The organism is Chryseolinea serpens (assembly GCF_900129725.1).
Taxonomy (GTDB): domain Bacteria; phylum Bacteroidota; class Bacteroidia; order Cytophagales; family Cyclobacteriaceae; genus Chryseolinea; species Chryseolinea serpens.
In genome coordinates this window covers 2,180,247-2,203,999 of sequence record NZ_FQWQ01000001.1, presented here as the reverse complement: position 1 = coordinate 2,203,999, position 23,753 = coordinate 2,180,247, and the positions used below count along the sequence as shown (strand labels likewise).

19 protein-coding genes are annotated in these 23,753 nt (G+C 51.9%); 10 read left to right on the top strand and 9 right to left on the bottom strand.

All coding sequences use genetic code 11. The features are described 5' to 3' along the window. Positions 1–67 precede the first annotated feature (67 nt). Complete coding sequence (locus tag BUB30_RS08650; RefSeq protein WP_073132799.1) at positions 68–1,426, top strand: sigma-54-dependent transcriptional regulator; 1,359 nt, start codon at positions 68–70, stop codon at positions 1,424–1,426. A 211-nt stretch (positions 1,427–1,637) separates the two neighbouring features. On the opposite strand, the gene BUB30_RS08645 is transcribed toward BUB30_RS08650, so the two are convergent. Continuing rightward, positions 1,638–4,124: an ATP-binding protein gene (locus BUB30_RS08645; protein WP_073132796.1), complete on the bottom strand. Its 2,487-nt coding sequence runs from the start codon at positions 4,122–4,124 to the stop codon at positions 1,638–1,640. Between the two features lie 395 nt (positions 4,125–4,519). On the opposite strand from BUB30_RS08645, the gene BUB30_RS08640 reads away from it, so the two are divergent. The 8 genes from BUB30_RS08640 (at position 4,520) to BUB30_RS08605 (ending at position 15,158) form a co-directional block, all read left to right on the top strand. Further along, positions 4,520–5,083 carry an RNA polymerase sigma factor gene (locus BUB30_RS08640; RefSeq protein WP_073132794.1) on the top strand — a complete coding sequence of 188 codons (564 nt, stop codon included), beginning with the start codon at positions 4,520–4,522 and terminating at the stop codon, positions 5,081–5,083. A gap of 11 nt (positions 5,084–5,094) precedes the next feature. Further along, positions 5,095–5,472, top strand: coding sequence for a hypothetical protein (locus BUB30_RS08635; RefSeq protein ID WP_073132792.1), 378 nt, complete (start codon positions 5,095–5,097; stop codon positions 5,470–5,472). A gap of 127 nt (positions 5,473–5,599) precedes the next feature. Next, complete coding sequence (locus tag BUB30_RS08630) at positions 5,600–6,244, top strand: TetR/AcrR family transcriptional regulator (protein WP_073132790.1); 645 nt, start codon at positions 5,600–5,602, stop codon at positions 6,242–6,244. 8 nt (positions 6,245–6,252) lie between these two features. Beyond that, positions 6,253–7,713, top strand: coding sequence for a TolC family protein (locus BUB30_RS08625; protein WP_073132789.1), 1,461 nt, complete (start codon positions 6,253–6,255; stop codon positions 7,711–7,713). Positions 7,714–7,743: 30 nt separating this feature from the next. After that, positions 7,744–8,874: an efflux RND transporter periplasmic adaptor subunit gene (locus BUB30_RS08620; RefSeq protein ID WP_073132787.1), complete on the top strand. Its 1,131-nt coding sequence runs from the start codon at positions 7,744–7,746 to the stop codon at positions 8,872–8,874. A gap of 20 nt (positions 8,875–8,894) precedes the next feature. After that, the gene (locus tag BUB30_RS08615; RefSeq protein ID WP_073132785.1) at positions 8,895–12,323 is read left to right on the top strand and encodes an efflux RND transporter permease subunit; all 3,429 of its coding nucleotides are present in this window, start codon (positions 8,895–8,897) and stop codon (positions 12,321–12,323) included. A 179-nt stretch (positions 12,324–12,502) separates the two neighbouring features. Next, complete coding sequence (locus BUB30_RS08610; protein ID WP_084137972.1) at positions 12,503–13,753, top strand: metallophosphoesterase; 1,251 nt, start codon at positions 12,503–12,505, stop codon at positions 13,751–13,753. Positions 13,754–13,880: 127 nt separating this feature from the next. Further along, entirely contained in the window at positions 13,881–15,158 is a 1,278-nt protein-coding gene (locus tag BUB30_RS08605) for a metallophosphoesterase (protein ID WP_073132780.1), read from the top strand. Here BUB30_RS08605 and BUB30_RS08600 read toward each other — a convergent pair. The 4 genes from BUB30_RS08600 to BUB30_RS08585 form a co-directional block, all read right to left on the bottom strand. Continuing rightward, on the bottom strand, positions 15,155–16,648 hold the full coding sequence (locus BUB30_RS08600; protein WP_073132777.1) for a gluconokinase: 1,494 nt from the start codon (positions 16,646–16,648) through the stop codon (positions 15,155–15,157). The genes BUB30_RS08605 and BUB30_RS08600 overlap by 4 nt on opposite strands. Before the next feature lie 89 nt (positions 16,649–16,737). Beyond that, the gene (locus tag BUB30_RS08595) at positions 16,738–17,193 is read right to left on the bottom strand and encodes a DoxX family protein (protein ID WP_073132775.1); all 456 of its coding nucleotides are present in this window, start codon (positions 17,191–17,193) and stop codon (positions 16,738–16,740) included. 218 nt (positions 17,194–17,411) lie between these two features. After that, on the bottom strand, positions 17,412–17,735 hold the full coding sequence (locus tag BUB30_RS08590) for an RNA recognition motif domain-containing protein (protein ID WP_073132772.1): 324 nt from the start codon (positions 17,733–17,735) through the stop codon (positions 17,412–17,414). A gap of 184 nt (positions 17,736–17,919) precedes the next feature. Continuing rightward, positions 17,920–19,050, bottom strand: coding sequence for a glycoside hydrolase family 18 protein (locus BUB30_RS08585; RefSeq protein WP_073132770.1), 1,131 nt, complete (start codon positions 19,048–19,050; stop codon positions 17,920–17,922). Positions 19,051–19,203: 153 nt separating this feature from the next. Here BUB30_RS08585 and BUB30_RS08580 point away from each other — a divergent pair, with 153 nt between their 5' ends. Beyond that, positions 19,204–20,388, top strand: a complete 1,185-nt coding sequence (locus BUB30_RS08580; RefSeq protein WP_073132769.1) for a DUF5009 domain-containing protein — start codon at positions 19,204–19,206, stop codon at positions 20,386–20,388. A 7-nt stretch (positions 20,389–20,395) separates the two neighbouring features. Here BUB30_RS08580 and BUB30_RS08575 read toward each other — a convergent pair whose 3' ends face one another. From BUB30_RS08575 to BUB30_RS08560, 4 genes are all read right to left on the bottom strand, one after another. Beyond that, a complete protein-coding gene (locus tag BUB30_RS08575) occupies positions 20,396–21,223 on the bottom strand; it encodes a maleylpyruvate isomerase N-terminal domain-containing protein (protein ID WP_073132766.1) in 828 nt (275 codons plus the stop codon). Between the two features lie 53 nt (positions 21,224–21,276). Then, the gene (locus BUB30_RS08570) at positions 21,277–22,005 is read right to left on the bottom strand and encodes a head GIN domain-containing protein (protein ID WP_073132763.1); all 729 of its coding nucleotides are present in this window, start codon (positions 22,003–22,005) and stop codon (positions 21,277–21,279) included. Between the two features lie 363 nt (positions 22,006–22,368). After that, the gene (locus BUB30_RS08565; protein ID WP_073132762.1) at positions 22,369–22,950 is read right to left on the bottom strand and encodes a TetR/AcrR family transcriptional regulator; all 582 of its coding nucleotides are present in this window, start codon (positions 22,948–22,950) and stop codon (positions 22,369–22,371) included. 45 nt (positions 22,951–22,995) lie between these two features. Then, a complete protein-coding gene (locus BUB30_RS08560) occupies positions 22,996–23,751 on the bottom strand; it encodes an SDR family oxidoreductase (RefSeq protein WP_073132760.1) in 756 nt (251 codons plus the stop codon). Positions 23,752–23,753 lie beyond the last annotated feature (2 nt).

The following is a 23,753-nucleotide window of genomic DNA, read 5'->3' as shown; positions in this document are numbered from 1 at the left end:
ACCTGTAAACAACCGATTGGAAGAAAGCTGGGAATTATTCCAGCTTTCTTCTTTATTTTAGCCCCATATGGGCGCGATTCTCGTAATTGAAGATGACTTGACCTTTTCCAGGATACTGGAAGGATTTCTTACCAAGCAAGGATTTTCCGTCACCGTTTGCCACAAGGGTCACGATGGCCTGCAAACGCTGAAAACCAAAGCATTCGACCTCGTTTTGCTGGACTACCGCCTGCCCGACACCACGGGCATGGACGTGCTCACCGAGATCAAAAAGCATTCTCCGCACACCCAGGTCATCATCATGACCAGCTTTTCCGACATCCGCACGGCGGTAAAGGCCATGAAGATGGGGGCTTATGAATACATCACCAAGCCCGTGAACCCCGACGAATTGCTGATGTTGCTCCAGCAGGCGTTAAAAAAAGAAAACGCCCCGACGCCCTCGGTCAATATCCAACCCAAGTCGACAGCACCCAAGCAATTTGTGGAGGGCACCAGCCCCGAAGCGAAGCGTTTGCATGAGTATATCCGCCTGGTGGCGCCCACCGACATGTCGGTGATCATAGAAGGGGAGAGCGGCACGGGAAAGGAGAACGTAGCCCAAACCATCCATCGCCTCAGCGCCCGCGCCAAGGCCCCCTTTGTAGCCGTCGATTGTGGAGCGCTCTCCAAAGAGCTTGCGGCCAGTGAATTGTTTGGCCACACCAAGGGCTCGTTCACCGGCGCCGTCCAGGATAAGGTCGGCCAATTCGTAGATGCCCACAAAGGCACGCTCTTCCTCGACGAGGTGGGCAACCTTTCATACGAAGTACAGGTAAAACTATTGCGGGCCATCCAGGAGCGCATCATCCAACCCATCGGCAGCAATAAGGAAGTCAAAGTAGACGTGCGCATCATCACCGCCACCAACGACGACCTGGCCGAAGCCGTAAAGAAGGGCTTGTTCCGCGAAGACCTCTATCACCGCCTCAACGAATTCAAACTAAAAGTGCCCGCCGTCCGCCATCGCGAAGAGGACCTCGACGAGTTTCTGGACTTTTTCCGCGAACTGGCCAACACCGAACTCGATCGCCACGTCAACGGCTTCAACAAAGAAGTGACCGAGATCTTCCGCACCTACGAATGGCCCGGCAACCTCCGCGAAATGAAAAACGTGGTAAAACGCGCCGTCCTCCTCACCAACGACGGCCTCATCACCGCCGCCGCCCTCCCCGTAGAAATGCTGGAAACCATCCGCAACCCCCAGCCTAAACCCAACAACGACACGCCGGTCTACGATCTGAAAGCCCTGCAAGAATCGCAGGAAAAAGAAATGATCATGAAAACACTGAAAGAAGTGCGCTACAACAAATCCAAGGCGGCCCGTATACTGAACATCGACCGCAAGACCCTGTATCTAAAAATCGAAAAATACGGCATCGAATAACCTTTGGTATCTTCCCAAACAGGGCCTCCACCCCCGTTTGTTGGTGTCCCACCAACAAACATTTTTAACCCGCCATGTCACGGTGAAGAGTCCCATTGATGCGCCCATTCACCACAACCATATTCCCATCCCCTCGCCGTTGTTGGTGTTCTTCACCAACAACATTTTATCCCATCACGCCACAGCGAAGAGCCGTTTGATGCGCCGTATATCACGACACCACATTCACCTGAATACTCATCAACAATCCCTCCACACCGTCCTTCGCATCCAACAACGGCTGCAATACATCCTGCAACGCCACACCGTCGGCCAACTGCATCTCAATATCCCGCAACGTTCCCGATAGCTCAGAAGATCCCATCTGCCCGATCCGTCCCGCCAGCTTGTGAACAATCTCACGGATAGGCGCGGCGCGCATATGTTTCAATTCCAGATCCAGGTTCACGACATCGCGTTTTGTCTCTTCGATAAATTGTTGCAAGACCGACTGGAACAGTGCCTCATCCCCCAGGGTCATGAGCCGCAACATGGAAAGATTGGGATCCAGGGCGTCGGCATTGTCGGCGTCGATGCCCAGCACGTCCAGCAGTTCATGTTCGCGGAAGGGTTTTGACAGGACTACATCGAAGCCTTCGTCCAACAATTGCTGGCGCTCCTGGGGAAAGACGTGTGCCGTGAGGGCGACAAAGCGTGTTTGAGGTGGATATTTTTTTCGCAGCGCATGACAGAGTTCCACGCCGTTGATGTTGGGCATGCGAATGTCCATCAGGATGTGCGACACCGTGGCGTCGGGCGCTTGGCCGATGAGATCTTGCGCTTCGTCGTAGGTGGTGAAATTCACTTCGTTTTTTTGAAGGATGAGGCTGCACAGTCGCAGGATCATCACGTCGTCGTCGACGACCAGTACTTTTCCGGTGAAGGCGCTCTTCGGTTGCTTTTTCTGTGTCGGGTGTCGCGGTGTGCCGGCCGTGGCGCGCGCGAAGGGAATGGTTGCCCGGAACGTCGAGCCTTTCTCCGGCACGCTCTCTACTTCCAGCGATCCGCCCTGGGCTTCGACCAATGATTTTACGATGGTCAATCCCAATCCCGTGCCGCCATAGTGACGCGCGATCAGGGCACTGGCTTGTTCGAATTGATTAAAGATTTTCTCCAGGTCCTCGGGGCGTATGCCGATGCCGGTATCGGTCACTTCGAAAATGCAGCGTATGTACGCGTCTTCCTCATCCTCCACGGTCGTCACCGAAAGTTTCACCGATCCCTTTGCGGTAAATTTGATCGCGTTACCCATGAGGTTATAAAGGATTTGCCGCAGCCGGAAGCCATCGCCCAGCAATTGAAAATCGCGGGCATGTTCAACGTTGAGCACCAGGGCCAGGGCTTTGCGGTCGGCCTGTATGCGCAGGGCGGATTCCACTTCGCGCACGAGTGCAAAGAGGTCGAATGGCTCTTGTTCTAACGTGAAGTTCCCGCTGGAAATGCGGCTGTAGTCCAGCACTTCGTCCACGATGTGGAGCAGGTGTTCGGAAGAGCTGTGGATGGCGTCGATGGCTTCGCGGGTTTGTCCGCGGTGTTTCAATTGTTCGGCAAACCCGATGATGGATTGCAGCGGTGTGCGGATCTCGTGGCTCATGTTGGCCAGGAAGCGCTGCTTGATCTGGCTCAATTCTTCGGCTTCGTCTTTTGCTTTCTCGAGCTGCTCTTTGTAATAGTTACTCCGGCCAATATCGACCCAGATCAAATACACCAGCAGGGCTGCCCCCAGGAAGAACGCGCCGAGCAGGAGCCCGATGTTGGAAATACTTTTTGTTACCAGAGCAATGGCGTGGTCGTTCTTTTCGTGCATCTGCGCCAATTCCTCATTCTCCACGTCGTGGAGGATGCTGAGCAGTTTATTAATGAGCAGGCTGTTAGCGTGGATGAGTTCCAACTCTTGCTGCAACAATTTTTTATTTTCGGCGCGTTGATCTTTCTCGAGGTCCGTCACGATCTTCTCCACTTCTTCGAGCGCTTTATTTTGACGCGACACCGCCAGGGTGTCAACGGTCACGCTAAGCTCTTCCTGGACCTTGACGTGTGTCGTGGCCGGTGGATTATTCTTTTTCTTACTGAAGAGCTTGCCCAACCCCGACCGTTCTTTTTGAGCGGCAACCGAATCGCGCGTGTAGGTGGTAATGGTTTTCTTTTCCGTCGTCACGACACTGCTGTCGACCAGGATCTTTTCATGTTGGAGGATGGTGGAGAGTGTGTCGAGCCGTATGGAGAGGCGGCGGTTGTCGGCTACTTCGGATTTTAGTTTCAGATAGGAAAAGAACATTGAATTCCTTTTCTGCAGGATCTGCTTTATGGTGATCAGCCGGCTGCGTTGCGCCGTATCCCATTTGAGCAAGCCCAGGGAGTCGATCTTATTGCCGAGGGATTTGGATTGTTTGAGAAACGCTTTGTAGGGTTTCCTCGGATTCCGGATGGCCTCTGCCCGCTGGAGTTGATCCAGGGCCGTGATCTCCTGAAAAATATCATTCAAAGCATCCAACTTCCGGTTCGGCGCCGATAGCTCGTTCACGGTATCCAGCATCTCGCGGAACCCAAAATGAGTGATCCCCAAAGCCAGCAAAATGGCGACAAAGGCCAGGAGAAACCCCGCCAGGATCTTCCGTTTCACCGAAGTTGGATAAAGCTTATCGCGAAAATACTGCATACCAATTGGGGGAAAAACAATGATTGGTGGCCATAAGTTAGGGATAGATTGGGTTTTATGGGGCAAATTTTTCGCGGAATCCAGGAGCCAGTAGCCAGTAGCTTGGGACTGACTACCGGACCCTGACTCACGAAGCCTGAAATCAAAGACTTTGGGCCCATTGAAATCCGAGAATAGGGACCCTGGCTATGGTGTCCGAGAAGAAGGAGTCTGGCTACTGAATACTGACTACTGGCTACTGAATACTGGCTACTGAATGCCGAGCACAAGCTCCTGGCTCCTGGATTCTGGCTCCTGGCTCCTAAATTCTGATTTCTTCCAATTAATACTGATTTTGCACCCCCATCCTACAATAATCCGCCCTCCTGTCCCGACTTAGGAGGTAACTAAGCGTAATGGAAGCGATGGACTTGGCCATGCAAATGAAAGAGCAAACATTTCTCCGGGAGAAGGACAAGTTGCTGGGATTTATCCGCAACCGGGTTTCTTCTGTGGAGGAGGCGGAAGACATTCTGCAGGATGTATTCTATCAGTTCGTAGCCGGCTACGACACGATAGAGTCCCTGGACCGTGTCACCTCCTGGCTATTTTCGGTGGCACGGAACAAGATCATCGACCGTTATCGCCGCGATGCCGCCCGTCCGAAACGTGCCGATCTCGAGACGCTTGCCGGGACGGACGACGATGCGCCGCTTACTTTACAGGATATCTTGCCCGATTTGGGCAATACTCCCGAGGACGCCTATTTACGTGATGTGATCTGGGACGCCATTATGGAAGCCCTGGACGATTTGCCCGCCGAGCAGCGCGAGATCTTTATACTCAATGAGATTGAAGAGCGCAGTTTCCGGGAAATATCCGAGGAAACGGGCATTTCGATCAATACCCTATTGTCGAGGAAGCGCTATGCGATCCTCGCTTTGCGAAAAAAATTACAACGACTGTATAAAGACATTTAAAGCATTGGATTATGAACCGAGTAGTAAAATTTGTAGCGTGTGTGGCCCTGGGCGTTTTGGCGATTTTTGTCTTTGGATGGGTGACGATGAGCCTTTGGAACTGGCTTGTCCCGGCCTTGTTTGCCGGTCCCGTTATCACCTTCTGGCAGGCCCTGGGTTTGTTCCTGTTGTCTAAGATCCTGTTCTCCGGCTTTGGGGGCGGAAAACGCGGCTGGCATCGCCCGCATCCCGCCGAAGCCCACTGGAAGAATAAGTTCTATGCTAAATTTTCGTCCATGAGCCCCGATGAGCGGGCTGCCCTCAAACAAAAAATGAAGGACAAATGGTGCCGCTGGGAAGAAAACACCCAAGCAGGCGACACGACCGGTTCCACCGGTTCAAACGGTTGAGGCTGATATTTCCGAAGAAATTCTCTTAAAAAGTTACGAAAAAGTGGAACCATAGCCCGCTTTGAGCGTTCAAGGAAACTATGGAAACTTTTGTAATGTAAATAGTTTCCATAGTTTTGCAACCCTTATGGAAGAACAAGACATCAAACGCAAGATTTTAAAAGGGGCAGAAGGCCTCTTCATGCGATACGGCGTGCGCAGCATCTCTATGGATGACATCGCCCGCCACCTCACCGTCTCCAAGAAGACCCTCTATCAGCACTTTGCCGATAAGGAAGATATGGTCACCATGGTGTGCCAAATGCACCTCAAGGAAGGCCAGAAAGAATTCGACGAGATCCGGGTGAGCGCAGAAAACGCGATCGACGAACTGGCCAAGCTTTCGATTTGTCTGAAGCGCAACATGGAGGAGATCAATCCCTCGTTGTTGTTCGATCTTCAGAAATACCACCCGCGGGCCTGGGCCATCTGGCAGGAATTTAAAAAGAGCTGCATCTACGATTCGGTGAAAGCCAACCTGGACCAGGGCATTGCCGAAGGCTACTACCGGCCCGAGCTCAACACCGAAGTGCTGAGCATCGTTCGAATGGCCACGGTAGAGATCGTTTTTGATGATCGTACATTTCCCCAGCAACAATTCAAGCTGGCCGACGTGCAAATGGAAATCTTCGATCACTTTGTACACGGCCTCGTTACTGAAAAAGGACGGAAGTTGTATCAGAAGTACAAAGAGAAGAAGGCTATAGAAGTAACCCCAGTAAACCAACGATAAACCACAACATGAAATCCCTTTATTACCTATTATTATTTAGTTTGGTTGTGCCCTTACGGGTAACAGCCCAAACTCAGTCGGACGAAAAAACCTCTTTCACCCTGGACGAGAGCATTTCGTATGCCCTGACCAACGCAGTGGCTGTGAAGAACGCACGTGTTGATTCGCAGATCTCGGAATCCAAAGTAAAAGAAACAACCGGCATTGGATTGCCCCAGATAAACGGTAGTGTGGCGCTCCAACACAACCCCAAGCTGCCTCGTTTTTACAGCAAGTACACCGCAGGCCAGCCAAGTATTATCGACCTGAGTCAAATTCCCGGCATCGAAAACGGAGATGTGGTAGCTTTTCAAAACGTTTTTCAATTGCCCAGTAACGGCACGGCCGGCATTACGGTCAACCAACTGCTTTTCAGCAGAAGCTACCTGGTAGGGTTGAAGGCCGCCGACACCTATAAGGATCTTGCTTATAAAACAGAAGAGCAAACCCAGATCCAGGTCGTTGAAATGGTGACCAAAGCCTACTATGCAGTGTTGGTGAACAACGAACGTATTGCACTATTCGACGACAACATTGCGCGCGTTGACACCCTGCTGAGAAATACAACCGAGATGAACAAAAACGGTTTTTCGGAGGCTATCGACGTGGATCGCATCCAGGTGTCTCTGAATAACCTCAAGACCGACCGGTTGAAATTTGTGAACTCTCAGAACCTGAGCCTGGCCTTGCTGAAGTTTCAAATGAACTATCCCATGGAAAAGGAGCTCACCGTAGTGGGCAACCTTGACGAACTGCGGGTGAATGAGAACCTCTTCAACGAGTATCAGGATGGCTGGGACTATAAGAACCGTATTGAATACAAATTGCTCGACACACAACGCAAACTGCAGGAGTTGGACATCAAGAACAAATATTCGAACTCGCTGCCCAGTCTTTCCGGCTATTTGAACATGGGCTACGGAACGCAGTCGCCGACCATCGGCGGATTGTTCAAGACCGAATCCAAGATCGCGAACACGGCCGAGTTCGGACCGGACCGCTGGTATCCCTACACCGCTTTCGGCGTTACGCTGAACGTTCCGATATTCACGGGCTTGCAGCACACTTATCAGATCCAGCAATCCAAGCTGGCCTTGCTGAAGCTTCAGAATAATTACAATTCCCTGAAGCAAAGTATCGATCTGAGCATCGAACAAAATACGCTTCTGTACAAGAACTCCCTGGAGACATTGAAGTCGCAGCAAGACAACATGCGGTTGGCCGACAAGGTAGCGCGAGTGACCAAGATCAAATACGAGCAAGGTGTTGGATCCAATATCGAAGTAACCGATGCGGAGAACAGCCTCAAGCAAGCGCAGATCAACTATTACAATGCTTTGTATGATGTTATTGTCGCAAAGATCGATCTGGATAAAGCATATGCCAAACTCGATCCTTCTAAATATGCAACAGCACAACCTGCAAAATAAGAACCAAACCCAATGAAAAATAACCATTTTATGAAAGCCACGATATACACACGTTTTGCCGTCATTCTGACTGCCGTCATCTTAGCGGCGTGCAGCGCTGCTTCGCCCGACGATAAGAAGGCAGAGTTGGCCAAGCTGAAACAGCAGCAGGCGGATATTACGAAACAGATACAGAAACTTGAGGGTGAGATCGCCAAGGCCAACCCTGACTCTGTGAAGGTGCGAGCCAAAGAAGTGAATGTCACCGAGCTGGCGCCGCGCAAATTTGATTACTTCGTGCAGACGCAAGGTCGCGTGGAAGCGGAAGACAACATCCAGGTCAGCTCTAAAGCTGCTGGCGTAATCACGGCCGTATATGTGCAAGAAGGCGACGCTGTTTCCAAAGGACAGGCGTTGGCACAGATCGATAACTCGGTTATCCTACGCAACATAGAAGCCATGAAGTCGCAGTTGGAATTAGCTACCACGGTGTACCAACGCCAAAAAAATCTTTGGGATCAAAAGATCGGAACCGAAGTGCAGTACTTGCAGGCCAAGACCACCAAAGAAAATCTCGAAAGACAAGTGGCGTCACTGCAAGAGCAAAATAGCATGACGCGCGTCACGGCCCCTTACAGTGGCACCGTGGATGAAGTAACGGCCAAGGTTGGGCAAAACATTGCCCCCGGTATGCCCGCTGCGCGCATTGTGAACACATCCAACCTGAAGTTGAAAGCCGCCGTTTCCGAAGCGTATGTGACCAACATCAAAAAAGGAAACAAAGTGACGGTAACCATTGCCGAGTTGGGCAAAGATATCTCGGCTACGGTAACGTTCGTAGGAAAAACGATCGATCCCCTTTCGCGGTCTTTCCCCGTGGAAGTGAAATTGCCAGCGGAAGCTAACCTTCGCCCTAACATGACCGGCGTCGTGAGAGTGATCTTCCACACCGAACCTGCAGCCATCGTCGTGCCGGTAAACGTGGTACAATCCGTCAACAACGAGAAAATCGTATTCATATCCGAAACCGACGGCAAACAAACCGTAGCCCGCAGGAAAGTGGTGAAGGTCGACGGCGTATACGACAACCAGGCACAAGTACAGGGTCTTAAAGCCGGCGAGAAGATTGTTTCTTTCGGCTATCAGGGTCTGGACGACGGACAAGTGATTAAAACCAACTAGGGCATTAACCTATCCTTTTTATGCAAGACATCGAAAAAGAATTTAAACCCACCAGTTGGTCGATCGACAACAAGGTGGCCATTTATGTGGCCACCGTGATCATCTGCCTGGCGGGGATCATGACCTATAACAGCCTGCCGAAGGAGAACTTTCCTGAAGTAGTGTTTCCGCAGATCTACGTGGCCACGCCCTATCCCGGCGCGCCCGAAGACATCGAAAACCTGATCTCGAAACAAATCGAGAAGCAGGTGAAGTCCATTGCCGGTATAAAGAAGGTGACCAGCAATTCCGTACAGAACTTTTCGAACGTGATCATCGAGTTTCGACCCGATGTGGAAGTGAAGGACGCCAAGCGCGAAGTGCAGGAAGCGGTAGACAAGGCCAAGCCCGATCTGCCCAACGACATGCCGGACGAACCCCAGGTGGTAGACATCGATATCTCCGCAGTGCCCATCCTTTTCATCAACCTGTCGGGCGATTACGACCTGGCAACGTTGAAAGAATATGCTGAACAAATGCAGGACCGTATCGAAGCCCTGAAAGAGATCCGTCGCGTCGACATCGCGGGCGCCCTGGATCGCGAGATCCAAGTGAACGCCGACCTCTTTAAAATGGCCCAGGCGGGTGTAGACCTCGACGACATTTCACAAGCACTGAGAAGCGAGAACGTGCTCATCGCCGGCGGACAGCTTTCTGTCGACGGCATGAAGCGTTCCATAACGGTGAACGGCGAATTTAATTCGGCCGAACAAATGGGCAACATCGTGGTAGGTTCTACCAAGGGCGGCAAAGTGTATCTGAAAGACATCGCGGACGTACTGGACACGCACAAGGAACAAGAAAGCTTCGCGCGTCTGGACGAGAAAAACGTAGTGACCCTGCAAGTGGTGAAACGCGGCGGTGAGAACCTCATCAATGCCTCGGACCAGATCCAGGAGATTGTAAAGGAATTTGAAACGAGTATCCTACCTAAAGGAGCCAAGATCACCATCACAGGAGATCAATCGGAGAATACGCGCACCACGTTGCACGATCTGATCAACACGATCATCATCGGCTTCGTACTGGTAACGCTCATCCTCATGTTCTTTATGGGTGCCACCAACGCCATCTTTGTGGGATTGTCGGTGCCGATATCGAGCTTCATCGCTTTTCTCACTTTCCCCACGCTTGGCTTTACGCTGAACCTGATGACCTTGTTCTCGTTCCTGCTGGCACTCGGTATCGTGGTAGATGATGCTATCGTAGTGATCGAGAATACGCACCGCGTGTTTGACAACGGAAAAGTACCCATTCGCAAAGCTGCGAAAATCGCTGCCGGTGAAGTGTTCATGCCCGTGCTTTCTGGAACATTGGTAGTATTGGCGCCGTTCGTGCCCTTAGCCTTCTGGCCGGGTGTGATCGGGAAGTTCATGGTTTACCTGCCGATCACCCTCATCGTAGCCTTGCTGGCCTCGCTGGTCGTAGCCTACATCATGAACCCGGTGTTTGCGGCCGACTTCATGAAGCCGCACGATCACGATCATAAAAACAAACCGAAGTTTACAAAAGGTTTCAAGATATCGCTCGTGATCTTTGCCGCCATCGCTTTGCTGTTCTACGTGACCGGGTCGATCGGCATGGGCAACTTTACCTTATTCATCTTCGGCATCTATGCGTTGCACCGTTTTGTGCTGGAAGAAGTGATCTCCAAATTCCAGACGCGCGCCTGGCCCTTCGTTCAAAAGGGATATTCGAATGCCATCACTTGGTGCCTGGCAGGATGGAGACCGTACGGGGTTATTGCCTCAGTAATCTGCCTGTTTTTCTTCTCCATCGTGTTCACCGCCATACGCAAGCCGCCCGTGGTATTTTTTCCGAAAGGCGATCCTAACTTTATCTATGCATACGTGCGTTTGCCAATTGGTACGCATCAAAATGTGACCGATTCCATTACCAACATCGTGGAGGACCGTGTGATCAAGACCATTGGTACGGATACGGCGATCGTTGAGTCAGTAATCTCAAACATCTCGGTTGGCGCGGCTGAAGACCAGTTTGCGGGTAACCAGGCTCAACCGCACCTGGGCAAAGTGACCGTGGCCTTTGTGAGCTTCGCCAAGCGCAATGGCCGTTCTTCGCGAGACTTCTTAGATAAGATCCGGAATGCTGTTAAAGGTATCGCTGGCGCAGAAATTTCCGTGGACCAGGAACAAGGTGGTCCTCCTGCCGGTAAGGCGATCAACATTGAAATCGCCGCGGAGGATTTCGACATTCTTGTGAAAACCGCCGACCGTGCCAAACGCTACCTTGACTCTTTGCAGATACCTGGTGTTGAAGACCTCGCGTCTGACTTCCAGAGCGACAAGCCAGAGATCGTCATCAAGATCGATCGCGAAAAAGCCAACCGTGAGGGCATCTCTACGGCTAAGATTGGCAATGTGCTGTACACGGCCGTCTATGGTCTGGAAGTATCGCGCTTCCGCGACGTGAATGACGATTATCCCATTGAATTGCGGATCAAAGAATCCCAACGCAATGACATTAACACGCTGATGAATCTACCGGTGACGTATCGCGACATGAGTCAGGGAGGTGTGGTGAGACAGGTGCCGCTTTCCGCCTTTGCCACCATTGACTACGGCAACAGCTTTGCCGGCATCAAGCGGATCGATCAGAAACGTGTGATCACCTTGGCGTCGAACGTGCTGTCAGACTTCAACCCGAACGAAGTTGTCGGTGCGATTCAGAACAGCTTGAAAGATTTTCCCAAACCCGATGGAGTATCCATCAAGATGACGGGCGAGCAAGAGAACCAGGCAGAAACCTCGGCCTTCCTTGGCGTGGCCGGTATGGTGGCACTGGGGCTTATTTTCATGATCCTGGTGATCCAGTTCAACTCTACCAGCAAGCCACTGATCATCCTGTCTGAGATCATATTCAGTGTCATCGGTGTGTTGCTCGGATTCTCGTTCTTCAAAATGGAAATATCCATCGTCATGTCGGGCGTAGGTATTATGGCGCTGGCCGGTATTGTCGTGCGCAACGGTATCTTGCTCGTGGAATTTACCGACCTGCTCATCTCGCAAGGCATGGAGTTGAAAGAGGCGATTGTTGAAGCCGCCAAAACCCGTATGACACCCGTGTTGTTGACTGCAATGGCCGCTACCCTGGGTCTTATCCCGCTGGCGGTCGGTTTCAACATCGACTTTGTGACATTGTTCACCGAGTTCAAGCCACACATCTTCTTTGGAGGCGACAACGTGGCCTTCTGGGGACCGCTTTCGTGGACGATGATCTTTGGTTTGATCTTCGGTACGTTCCTGACCTTATTCATGGTGCCGGTAATGTACCTGCTGGTGGCCCGTCTCAAGGCACGTGTTTTCAAAATAAAACCGGAAGTAGCCGCGGCGCACCATCACGGAGAAGAAGACGAACCTCTTCCCGGTACGCCAGTAGCCCTGAATTAAAAAATAGAATAAAATTTTATAAAAGTCGTCTTACGAAAGTAGGACGACTTTTTCTTTTTGTACGGATTCAAAAAACTCCAACCACACGAAGAGATTGGCTTACCGTTCAAATAATAGCCATCAATCCGCTTTCACGGGAAGAACCTCTCCCCCTGAAACGCGTATAAAATAACTTACATATGAAACCCAGGATTATGACCGTTGCCATCGTTGCGCTCTTCTTTTTACTGATTGATTACTATGTCTACCAAGGCGTGTCCGTCGTTTCGCAAAACTGGGGTGAGCCGTGGCGAGGCGTGTTTCGCTATGGATTTTGGACGCTCACCCTGTTGAGTTTAGTGGCACTGTTGTGGTACACCTTTGGCGATCCCTACAAGTATCACCCCGACGTAAGAAACTGGGTGAGGGTCGCTTTATCAATGATGTATCTTTCAAAGTTCTTTGGTGTCATCGTCTTGTTTGTCGACGATCTTCAACGCGGTGTGCGTTGGGTAGTGCAATTCTTTAATAAAGGCGCTTCAGGTGATACCGCCGGCACAGCCATTCCCCGCTCTGAATTTCTTGCCAAGACAGCGCTCGTCGCGGCAAGCGTCCCCCTGGGCGCCATGGCCTACGGCATCATTTCCGGTGCACACGATTATAGAATAAAACGGCAGGTGGTGAAATTGCCAAACCTTCCCAAAGCCTTCGACGGTCTGAAGATCGCTCACCTTTCCGACATCCACTCCGGTAGTTTCTTCAACAAAGTGGCCGTGAAAGGGGGCGTACAAATGGCGCTCGATGAAAAACCCGATGTGATCTTTTTCACCGGCGACCTGGTGAACAACGAAGCCCGCGAAGTGAAGGAGTACATCGACATCTTCAACAAATTGAAAGCACCCCTCGGTGTTTACTCCGTGACCGGCAATCACGACTACGGCGACTATCACGCCTGGCCATCGATGCAAGCCAAGCAAAAGAATTTCAAAGACCTCATGGAAGCACACCGCCTGCTGGGCTTCGACCTCCTGATGAATGAACACCGCTTCCTGGAATCGAATGGCGAAAAGATCGCTATTCTGGGAAACGAGAACTACGGCGGAAAACGATTTGCAAAATATGGTCGTTTGGATCACGCCTACGCAGGAACAGAAGAGGCGCCTGTGAAGCTGTTGCTCTCACACGATCCCAGCCATTGGGATGCGCAGGTCCGCAACATGCACCCGGATATCGACATGATGTTTGCCGGCCATACGCATGGATTCCAGTTTGGTGTGGAGATCGGCGGATTTAAATGGAGCCCCTCACAGTATGCCTACAAGCAATGGGCAGGACTATACCAGGAAGGATCGCAATACTTATATGTGAATCGCGGGTTTGGCTACCTGGGATATCCGGGTAGGATTGGGATGCCACCAGAGATCACCCTGATCGAGTTGAAACGGGCCTGACGGGTAATTTTTTCCGCGGTCATACCGGGAGATAACCCGGTTCAAAGCCTTCGCAGGTAGCTCGGAAGATTTGCGGGCTAAAGTTTTTGATTTCTCGTTACCTTTGACCCTTATTCTTCAGGACATAATGGGCGAAGGAATCGGGTATAGAATATTGATGACGGCCGGCGGCATATTGCTCATGCTGCTGGTGGATCTTTATACCTACCAGGCTATACGCACGGCCAGTCACGCTTCGCATCGGTTGGTGAAGAACAGCACGCGTGGCATTTTCTGGCTCACGTCCATCCTCTCTGTGTTTTCGTTGATCTGGGTTGTACTCATCGACATCTCCAACGAAAAGCTCCGGCAATGGCTGGTCATCGTGCTGGCCATTCTTTATTTCTCCAAGATCTTGCTCCTCGTCTTCGTGGTCATCGACGACATCCGCCGGGGAATCCTGCTGGCCAACCGTTTCATGAAAAAACGACGGCTAAAAGAAACTGAACTCACCGACGAAGACTCGCTCATTTCACGCTCCGAGTTTCTTTCGCGCACGGCCATCGTCGCGGGCAGCGTGCCGTTAACAGGTCTTTCGTTTGGCATACTCACGGGTGCGCACAACTACAAAGTACGCAAGCAGGTCATCTACCTGCCCCATCTTCCCAAAGCGTTCGATGGCATCCTGCTGGGCCAGATCTCCGACATCCACACGGGGTCCCTCTTCAACAAAACGGCGATCCAGGGTGGGGTTGACTTGTTAATGCAGGAAAAGCCGGATGTGATCTTCTTCACCGGCGACCTGGTGACCATCGAAACCAAGGAAGCAAAAGACTACGTCCCCCTCTTCGAAAAACTCAAGGCCCCCATGGGCGTGTTTTCCGTCACCGGCAACCACGACTATGGCAACTACCGGGAGTGGTCCACCCCGGAGGCTAAGCGTAGAAACTTCGAAGACATGCTGGCGGTCCACAAGCACCTGGGCTATGATTTACTGATGAATGAACACCGCTTCCTGGAAACAGGAGGCGACAAGCTCGCCATTCTTGGTGTTGAGAATTGGGGTGTGGGTCCAGCCCACCGCTTCCCGAAATACGGCAAACTCAACCTCGCTTATCCCGGCACGGAAGAAGCTCCTGTGAAAATACTCCTCTCACACGACCCTACGCACTGGGATGCCCAGATCAGACCGGAATATGGCGACATCGACCTCACGCTGTCGGGTCACACCCACGGCTACCAGCTTGGTGTGAACCTGGGCAGCTACACCTGGAGCCCGGCGCAATATCGCTTCAAACAATGGGCAGGACTTTACCAGGAGGGAAATCAATACCTGTATGTGAACCGTGGCTTTGGCTGCGTAGGATACCCCGGGCGTATCGGCATGCCCCCTGAACTCACCCTCATCCAACTGAAGCGCAGCTAACGTCTCAGCTGTTGGATATCCTCCATCTCATCTTTCAGGTTTTCGTATAGCCTTTCATACATCGCGAAAGACTTGACGTAGCGCTCGTGGTTCTCTTTTGTGGGGAAATAGGAAACCCGCTCCGACGACCGCAACACCTCATAGTCTGAAATGAGGGCCAGCGACTTCAACCCAAGATAGGCTGCCCCCAACGCCGAGGCGTCCTCGGGATTGATGAGGCAGATCTCCTTGTTGAAAACGTCGGCCAGGATCTGTAGCCAGGCCTGGGAATGGACAAAGCCCCCGCTCACGTGAATCCGATCGATCTCCAACCCCGACTTCTCCATCGCCACAGCGATGCTGTAAAGGGCCATGGAGATGCCCTCGATTACAGCACGCGTGAAATGGGCCTGTGTATGGAAGTTTCGGATCCCAAAAAAAGCGCCACTGGCGTCACTGTCCCAGATCGGCGCGCGTTCGCCCAGGATGTAGGGCAAAAAGATGAGACCGTTGGCGCCCGCCTGAACATCGTCCAGGCCGTCCAGCAGGGCATCATAGTCTTTGCCGCTGGCCAGGGTCCGTTGAAGGAACACCTCGGCATACCATTTCAGGACATAGCCACCGTTGTTGATGGGGCCACCGGAGATGAACGTCTGTTCATCCAGTCGGTAGTTGAACGTCATCGCCTTGAAGTTATAAGTCGGGCGTGTGCTGGCCACCCGTATGGCCCCGCTGGTGCCGATGGTGAGGGCGGCGATGCCGGGCGTTACAGCAAAGCTGCCCAGGTTGGCCATACAACCGTCGCTGGAGCCAATAAAAAAGGGCACAGCAGCTACCGGTGCCAGGTCGGCCGAAAGGGCAGGGGCGAGCCCGCTGCGCGTGTGGTGCGTGGGTACTGGTTCGCTCAGTTGGTTGGTCGTAATGGCGCACAAGCTTAGTGAATCGGTGTTCCAACGTAGTTCTTCAATGTTGAACAAACCCGTGGCGGAAGCAATGGAGTAGTCCACTTCAAACGTGCCGAAAAGGCTAAACCAGATGTATTCCTTTATGGAAATGAATTTATAGGCGGCCTTAAACAAGTCGGGTTGATGTTCTTTGAGCCATACGATCTTGCTGAGCGGGGTCATGGCATGCACGGGTGTTCCCGATTGGCGGTAGATCGCTTCACCGGAGGCCGATTTCTGGATCTGCCGGGCGGTGGCTGCGGCCCGGTTGTCGGCCCAGGTGATCATGTTCATGAGCGGCTCGCCCTGGTTGTCTACCAGGATGAGGCTGTGCATGGCGCTGCTGATGACGATACCGGCCGGCGTTTCCTTGACTTCCTGCACCACGCGGAGAATGCACTGCACAAACGCCTGCCGGATCAGTTGCGGCTGTTGTTCGCTCAGGTTGGGTTGGGGTGTGAGAATGGGGTAGGCCTGCTGGGCGGTGGCCAGCACCTGGCCCGAAACGTCCACGGCCACTGCCTTGGTGCTGCCGGTGCCGATATCAATACCGATGGTATACTTCATGCGTCTTTTCTAGGGCCATGAAGATAGAGAATTAAAACAAAAAGGGCACCTGCTGTGCAGATGCCCTTCGGTTTAGGTTAGATAGAGGGTTATGTTAGATGAGCTGCCTCCATCTCTCTTCTGCGCTTGGCGTCGATGGAAAATTTTCCCGCACCAAACACCATGAAGATGACCAAGCCAACCAAGACAACTAGTGATGCCCAAAGTTCCATATGATGTCCTATGGAAAGAAATCCTGCCGGATAGTTTACCATGAATACGGCGCCGATCAGAATGGGCAATTGAATCAGACACACAATGCGTGTGAAAAGCCCCACGAGAATCAGCGGTCCGCCCAAAATATGTGCGAACACAACATAGTGTGCAAGCGTCATACCGGCGAAGTAAACATTAATACCGGAAGTTGTCATTTCAAGGTCGTGCATGTGCGTTATGAAGTACAGCCCCTTGTAGGTAATGAAGGCACCCAACAGTACCCGAAACGCATCCAAAAATCCAGGGCGATGACTATTACCCCACCGCTCCACATTGGTGATCACATTCATAGCTAGTTCCGTTTTTGGTGAGATACAAAGTTTACAAAATTCTTCGACTAAAAACAAGTGGTTTTTCAGGTTTTAAATTTGATCCAGGGGATATGAACTTTGCGCAACTTTTCGCGTTACAGGCGGGTGATTCAACGGAATGGGTATACGCCAAAAAAACAAGACACAAAAAAAGCCCTGCGTCACGCAAGGCTTTTTCTGATACAATATCGGTTGTCTTAATACTCGTTATTGCTTCTGCGGTTAAAACCACCGCCACCACCGCTTCTGTAGCCACCACCACCACTGCGGGGTGCATCAGTCCGGGGTCTTGCTTCGTTCACCACCAGGGTTTTTCCCAGGAAGTTGAAACCGTTTAAGCTAGTGATAGCCTGACGGGCAGCAGCTTCGTCTGACATTTCGATAAAACCGAAACCACGACTACGCTGAGTTACTTTGTCCATGACAATCTTGGCTGAAGAAACTTCGCCATACTCTTCGAATAATCCCTTCAATTCCTGTTCGGATGCCTTAAAAGGGATGTTGGCAACGTAAATGTTCATTGTTAAAAAGAATAAATGAGAAATTAGTTAATGTAAACTGACAGTCTTCTGGAACTACTGCTCGAGGGGAGAGGGCCTCAGAAAAGATTGACAATAAACATTTAAAAGTAATAAGAATTTTTATTAAAAAGAAAAAGATATAAATCGGGCACTTTAACCTCTTTTACGCCCTGTCGACCCCCGTTTACTTCAGTTCCCGGTTTATCGTGCCCAAAAGATACCCTTTTGGATCTTCCGAGTACTCCCAAAACATCACTCCACCGAGTTTGTGTGCCGTAACATAGTGGCACTTCTCGGTAATCGACATCTCGTCATCATACGAAATGAAGATCTTTTTCTCATCGTTAAACAGGTAGGGCGCTTTGGCCTTCTCATCCCAATAACGCTTAAAACCATTTTTGTCGATCGTTGTTTCTTTTAGTTTGGAGTAGCCACCGCCCCACTGCGCTTGCACGGCCAGTTGGTTCAGCCCCCTGTTGTCGGGGGTGCTCGTCGTCCACGACCGGGCATAGAATGCTACGCCCATCACAATCTTGGATGCGGGCACACCGGCAGCAATGAATTCGGTGATGGCACGATCCGTAGAACGTTCGGTAGCGTAGTCGTTAGACGGATACAAATTGGTGTGATGACCCGTGATGCTGTCGGCACCCGTTTTAAAATCATAGCTCATGATGTTCACATAGTCGAGGTACACTTGTGCTTTGTCCATCTCGGTATGTTCGATGTATTCATGATACCCGCCCACGGCGGTGGTGAGTAAATATTTTTTCTTCGTCTGCTTTTCAAGCGCGTTCAGTTCTTCACGGATCGCTTTGAACATGAGCGTATAATTTTGTTTGTCTTCCGGACGATACACGTTGTCTTCTTCGCCGGGCATGGCCGGATATTCCCAATCGATATCAACGCCATCGAGCTTATATTTTTTGATGATGGCCACCGAAGTTTGCGCGAATTTTTTTCGCGAAGCTTCCGTCAGCACGGCGTCCGAAAACTTGTCGCTCCACGCCCAGCCGCCGATGGAGATGAGGATCTTCAGCTCGGGATTGATGCGCTTCAGCAGATTGAGCTTCCGGAAGTTCACCGTGTCGGTGGCTTCGTTCTCCAACCACGCAGCGTTGTCTTTCACATTGACAAAAGCATAGTTGATGTGTGTCAGTTTGCGCACGTCGATGGAATCGGCATTGACCAGTCCACGGAAGCCGCCGACATAGGCGATGACCACTTTCTTGCTTTTGGGTGGTGTGTTGATGAAGGCCGTTATGCAGCAGGCCATGGCCACGAGCATAACGACAGGGAGGATACGATCTTTCATAGGTTGCAAAAAGGGATGAAGGGTGGAATGAAATGATAAGTGTGTGCGTGTGCTAAATGTGTGTTGTGTTATGTTTTGTTTATAAAATTATTTGACGCTAAATCTCGTCAGGATTTCAATTTAATTTAATTTCGGTGCTTATAAATTTTTACAATGGACAACGGACTTACCACCCAACGCATCCTCTCCATCGATGCACTTCGCGGCATCACCATCCTCACCATGATCTTCGTGAATGAGTTGGCCGGTGTGCACGGCATCCCTGCGTGGATGAAACACATGCCCGCCGATGCCGACGCCATGACGTTTGTGGACGCCGTGTTCCCCGCTTTCCTGTTCATCGTGGGCATGTCCATTCCCTTTGCCATCGCCAGCCGGAAAGCCAAAGGCGACAGTCCTGCGCAATTGCAGGGGCATATCCTTTTCCGCACGCTGGGTCTGTTGGTGCTGGGCGTGTTCATGGTGAATGCCGAAGGCGACTATAACGAAGCCGCCATGCCCATCCCGATCGGCGTGTGGTCGCTGTTGTTCTATGTGGCGGTGATCCTGATCTGGAACGTCTATAACGCAGAGAGTAAAGCCCTGAAATATCGCCTGCGGGCAACCGGTGTGATCATCCTGATCGCTCTTGCGTTCATCTATCGCGGAGGCGAAGACGGCACGGAGTATATGAAACCGCACTGGTGGGGCATCCTGGGATTGATCGGATGGGCCTATTTGTTGGGCTGTATCTGCTACCAGGCTTTCCGAGGCAATCTCATTGCTTTATCGGCGACGGTCGTGTTCTGTATCGGATATTATGCGCTGGGCAGAACCATAGAACACGCCTCCCCGTGGCATGTTTTGTTTAGCCAGGGCGGCCATGCCTCGCACACCTCGCTGGTGCTGATGGGGATCATCCTCTCGCTGATATTTTTCCATGGAAAGAGCATGACCAACCAACAGCGTTTCAATGCCGCCGCCGTGTATGCCGTGGTATTGATCATCGGCGGTGTGTTGTTGCGTCCGTATTTTCAAATCTCCAAGATCCACGCCACACCCAGTTGGTGCCTGTTCAGTGCGGCAGCCTGTGTGGTGATCTTCTCGTTTTTATATTGGCTTATCGACTTGAAGAAAGTCAGCGGATGGACAAACTTCATCAAACCGGCCGCTTCCAATCCCTTGCTTACCTACATCATCCCCTTCGTCGTATATGCCTTGATGGAGACCTTTCACCTGCACTGGCCGTCGTTTTTGCGCGAGGGATTTGTGGGGATACTCTGGTCGCTGGTGTTTGCCGTGGCGGTGATGTCATTGGTGCCCGTGCTTAACCGGATGAAGATCCGGCTGCAGCTGTAATACGTTCTCACGCCATCACCGACACCAGGGTGTAGAGAGGCTCACCCAAAACGCGCTCGCCAGCTATTGAAACAAGACGGCGTGCTTCTTCGGGCGTCAATCCTTTTGTGAAGAGTTTCCAGGCCGTGTCATCGTCGAGTGTGACCTCGGCAAGCGACGGCGTCTTTTCTTTTGTCAACTGCCATCCCTTTTCTTTCCGGACCAGGTACCATTCACCTCCCGCTAAGCCGGTGATGTGGAGTTTCACCGTGCTTCCGGTGGAGGCCGTCACACTCCTGTAATGATGGGGGAGGGCTTGCAGGAAAGTATCCAGCACGGGGTAGTACAATTCGCGCGAGGCAATGCCATAGCGATTCACGGCTTCGCGGATCTGCTGCTGATGATGCCACTTCTCGGTGTAGTCGCGGGCGATGTGAAACCAGTTTGGTGTGGGGTTTGTGCCGGCCCAATCCACCGTGAACACGGCGGGCCCAAACGGGTCGAGTGTATGCAGGTAGGCGATGTATTCGCGGCCGGAGTGCTCGAGCAAATCCACCAGCACCGCAGGGCTGAGACGGCGGACGCCGTTTATCCAGGAGGCGTTCAGATCATTCAGATAGCGCACCATGCCTTCATACGTAGTGTCGGTAGGGCCGGGCTGACCGAAGTACCCATCGCGCAACATCGACAGGGTGCGGAGGTTGCCGTCGAGCAAATGAGTGGCGATATCTTTTACGGTCCATTGTTTGGCGCGCGTGGGCTTGTGCCAGTCGTCGGGAGAGAGGGAGCGCAGCAGGGTGATGAGCTTTTCGTCGAGGGGAGCGAAAAGGTGGAGGGTGGGGATGGCTATGGTCATAGACGTATAAGAGGCATGGTGCGCAGGTATACGTCTATGAAAGCCGGTAGGTTCTAGTAGGCGCGGTCAACGGTGCCGCTGCCGTAAATCTTCTTCTGAGCGGTCTTCGTATTGCCTTTGTGCTTCACGGTGCCGCTGCCCAACACCAGGACATCGATGTTGTTGGTGACGTTCAGGTTGCAATAGCCCGTGCCGCTCACCTTTACCTTTGCGGTTTCCAGGGGACAGTTGTAGCCCGTGATGCCGCCCGAGCCACTCACTATGGCGTCGATGGAAGTAGCATAGCCGCGGAGGTTGAGCAAGCCGCTGCCGCTCACTTCGGCCTTCACGGTATTTCCTTTCAAGTCTACATCAATCGAGCCGGGGCCCGATACGCCCAGGGTCATGTAGTCGGAAGCGATGGAGTTATCGGAAATGATCTTGCCGCCGCCATTCACCTGGAGGTCGTTGATGCTCTTCACGCTCACATAGAGCTTCATGGTGGGGTTCAACTTGATGTCGTCGATCTTGGCCCAGAGGCTTTTGTTGGACGTGTCCGGTTTGCGGTCCACGTTGATCATGAGAATACCATTTTCCACTTTGATGTCGCTGACGCTGAAAATTTCCGTGAGAGCTTCTACGGTGACTTCCTGTTTATTGGTTTGTTTGAGATAAACCGTGTAGTTGGAGTTTACATAAATGCCTTTGAACTCGGGAAGCTCCAGCACCTTCTTCGTGGTCTGGGCGAGCGACAGGTGAGCAATAAATAGCAAGGCGAGGGCGATGATAGGCCTGATTTTCATATAGATGTATTAAAAATTAGTGTCCCAAATAACGGCAGCATGCCCGGATTCAAAAACCCTCCCGACGATTAAAAACGGAGTTGGTCGCCCATAACCCCCAAATCTCTACACAATCCGGGACAAACCTTACTTCGGTTTACGGAAGATGGCTTTCATGATCAAAATAAAGGCTATGCCCCCGATGCACATGACCAACAACACGTCCGGGGTAATCAGCTTCGTAGCATGCATAGCGTATCTCGTTTCGGTGGAGGACCCGCCCCGGAAAAAGGGCGATCCGTGTCTGAAATTTACTATGTTTTGGATATATCCGGATATTCTTTTGAGTTTATCGGGACGCCTCTGTTCCCCAGCGCTTCAGATTCAATCCAGCACGCTCAGCGTTAGTTTTACGATATCCTCTAACGTTGCCCGGTCCGGCTTAGCCTGTCCCGTAAGGCGCATGCCCAGGTAGCTGCTGAAAAGATAGCGGGCAAGGTTTTTTGGTTTTTGCTTCTTAGAGATGGTGCCTTCGCTTTGACCTTGTTTGATCAGGGAAAACATGAGCTCTTCCATACCCTCGAAATCGCTGCCCACGATTTTTGCGAGCTCTTTATTTTGATTGGTCATTTCGGTGGCCGTGTTGATCATAAAGCAACCTTTGCCATGGGCGTCGTGCAGGATGGCCTCCAGGTAGGCGCGGAAAATGACCTCTATTTTCTTCCGCGCCGAGGATTGCTTGTCTAGCGCCTCGGTCAAACCTTTCTTTTGCAAGGTTTGATAATGGCGGAGTGCCGCGACATAGAGCTTGTGTTTGTCTTCAAAGGTCGCATACAGGCTGCTGCGGCTCAGGCCGGTGACTTCCACCAGGTCGTTGATGCTCGCACCATGGTAGCCTTTCTTCCAGAAAAGCTCCATGGCCCGGTCGAGCACGGCATCGGTATCGAATAATTTTTCCTTGGGCATGGCGGTTCATTGGCTTCATCGCCGGCAGGCAGGAAAATGTCAACCTTACAGGGTTGCCATTCCGCCATCGACGATCAATTCGGCTCCTAAAATAAACGATGAATCATCGGATGCAAAGAAGGTAACGGCTTTGGCGATCTCTTCGGGTCTGCCAAAACGGCCCAGTGGAATTTGTCTGACGATGCTTTCGTCCACCTGCTGGCTTTGTTCTTCGCTGACGCCCCGTTTGCCGGCACTGTGGAGCGGCGTGGTGACCGGGCCGGGACTCACGGCGTTTACCCTGATCTTGCGGGAAAGCAGTTCGGCCGACAACGTTCTGATGAGCGTGAGCACGGCCGCCTTGGTCGCCGAATATACCGACGCATTGGCCATGCCGATGCTGGCATTGATGGAGGTGTTCAAGACAATGGAACTGCCTTCCGGCATCAGGGGCAACACTTGTTGTATGCTGAAGTAAGCGCCCTTCACGTTCACATTGAACTGCTCGTCGAACAATTCTTCCGTGGTGGCTTCGATGGGCGAGAACTTGGCGATGCCGGCGTTCACAAACAGGACATCGACCTTCGGGGTCAAAGCTTTTAGTTGCTCACCGAATTGCTTCCACTGGCCGCTGTTGGCCACATCCAGGGCTATGCCTTGTGCGTTTGATCCCAGTTCTTTGAGCGCGGCATTCAGCGCGGTGGCGTTGCGCCCGGTGATGATCACTTTGGCGCCTTCGGCGATAAAATCCTTTGCCGTGGCCAGGCCAATGCCGCTATTTCCTCCGGTAATGACGGCGATCTTGTTTTCTAATCTTTTCATGG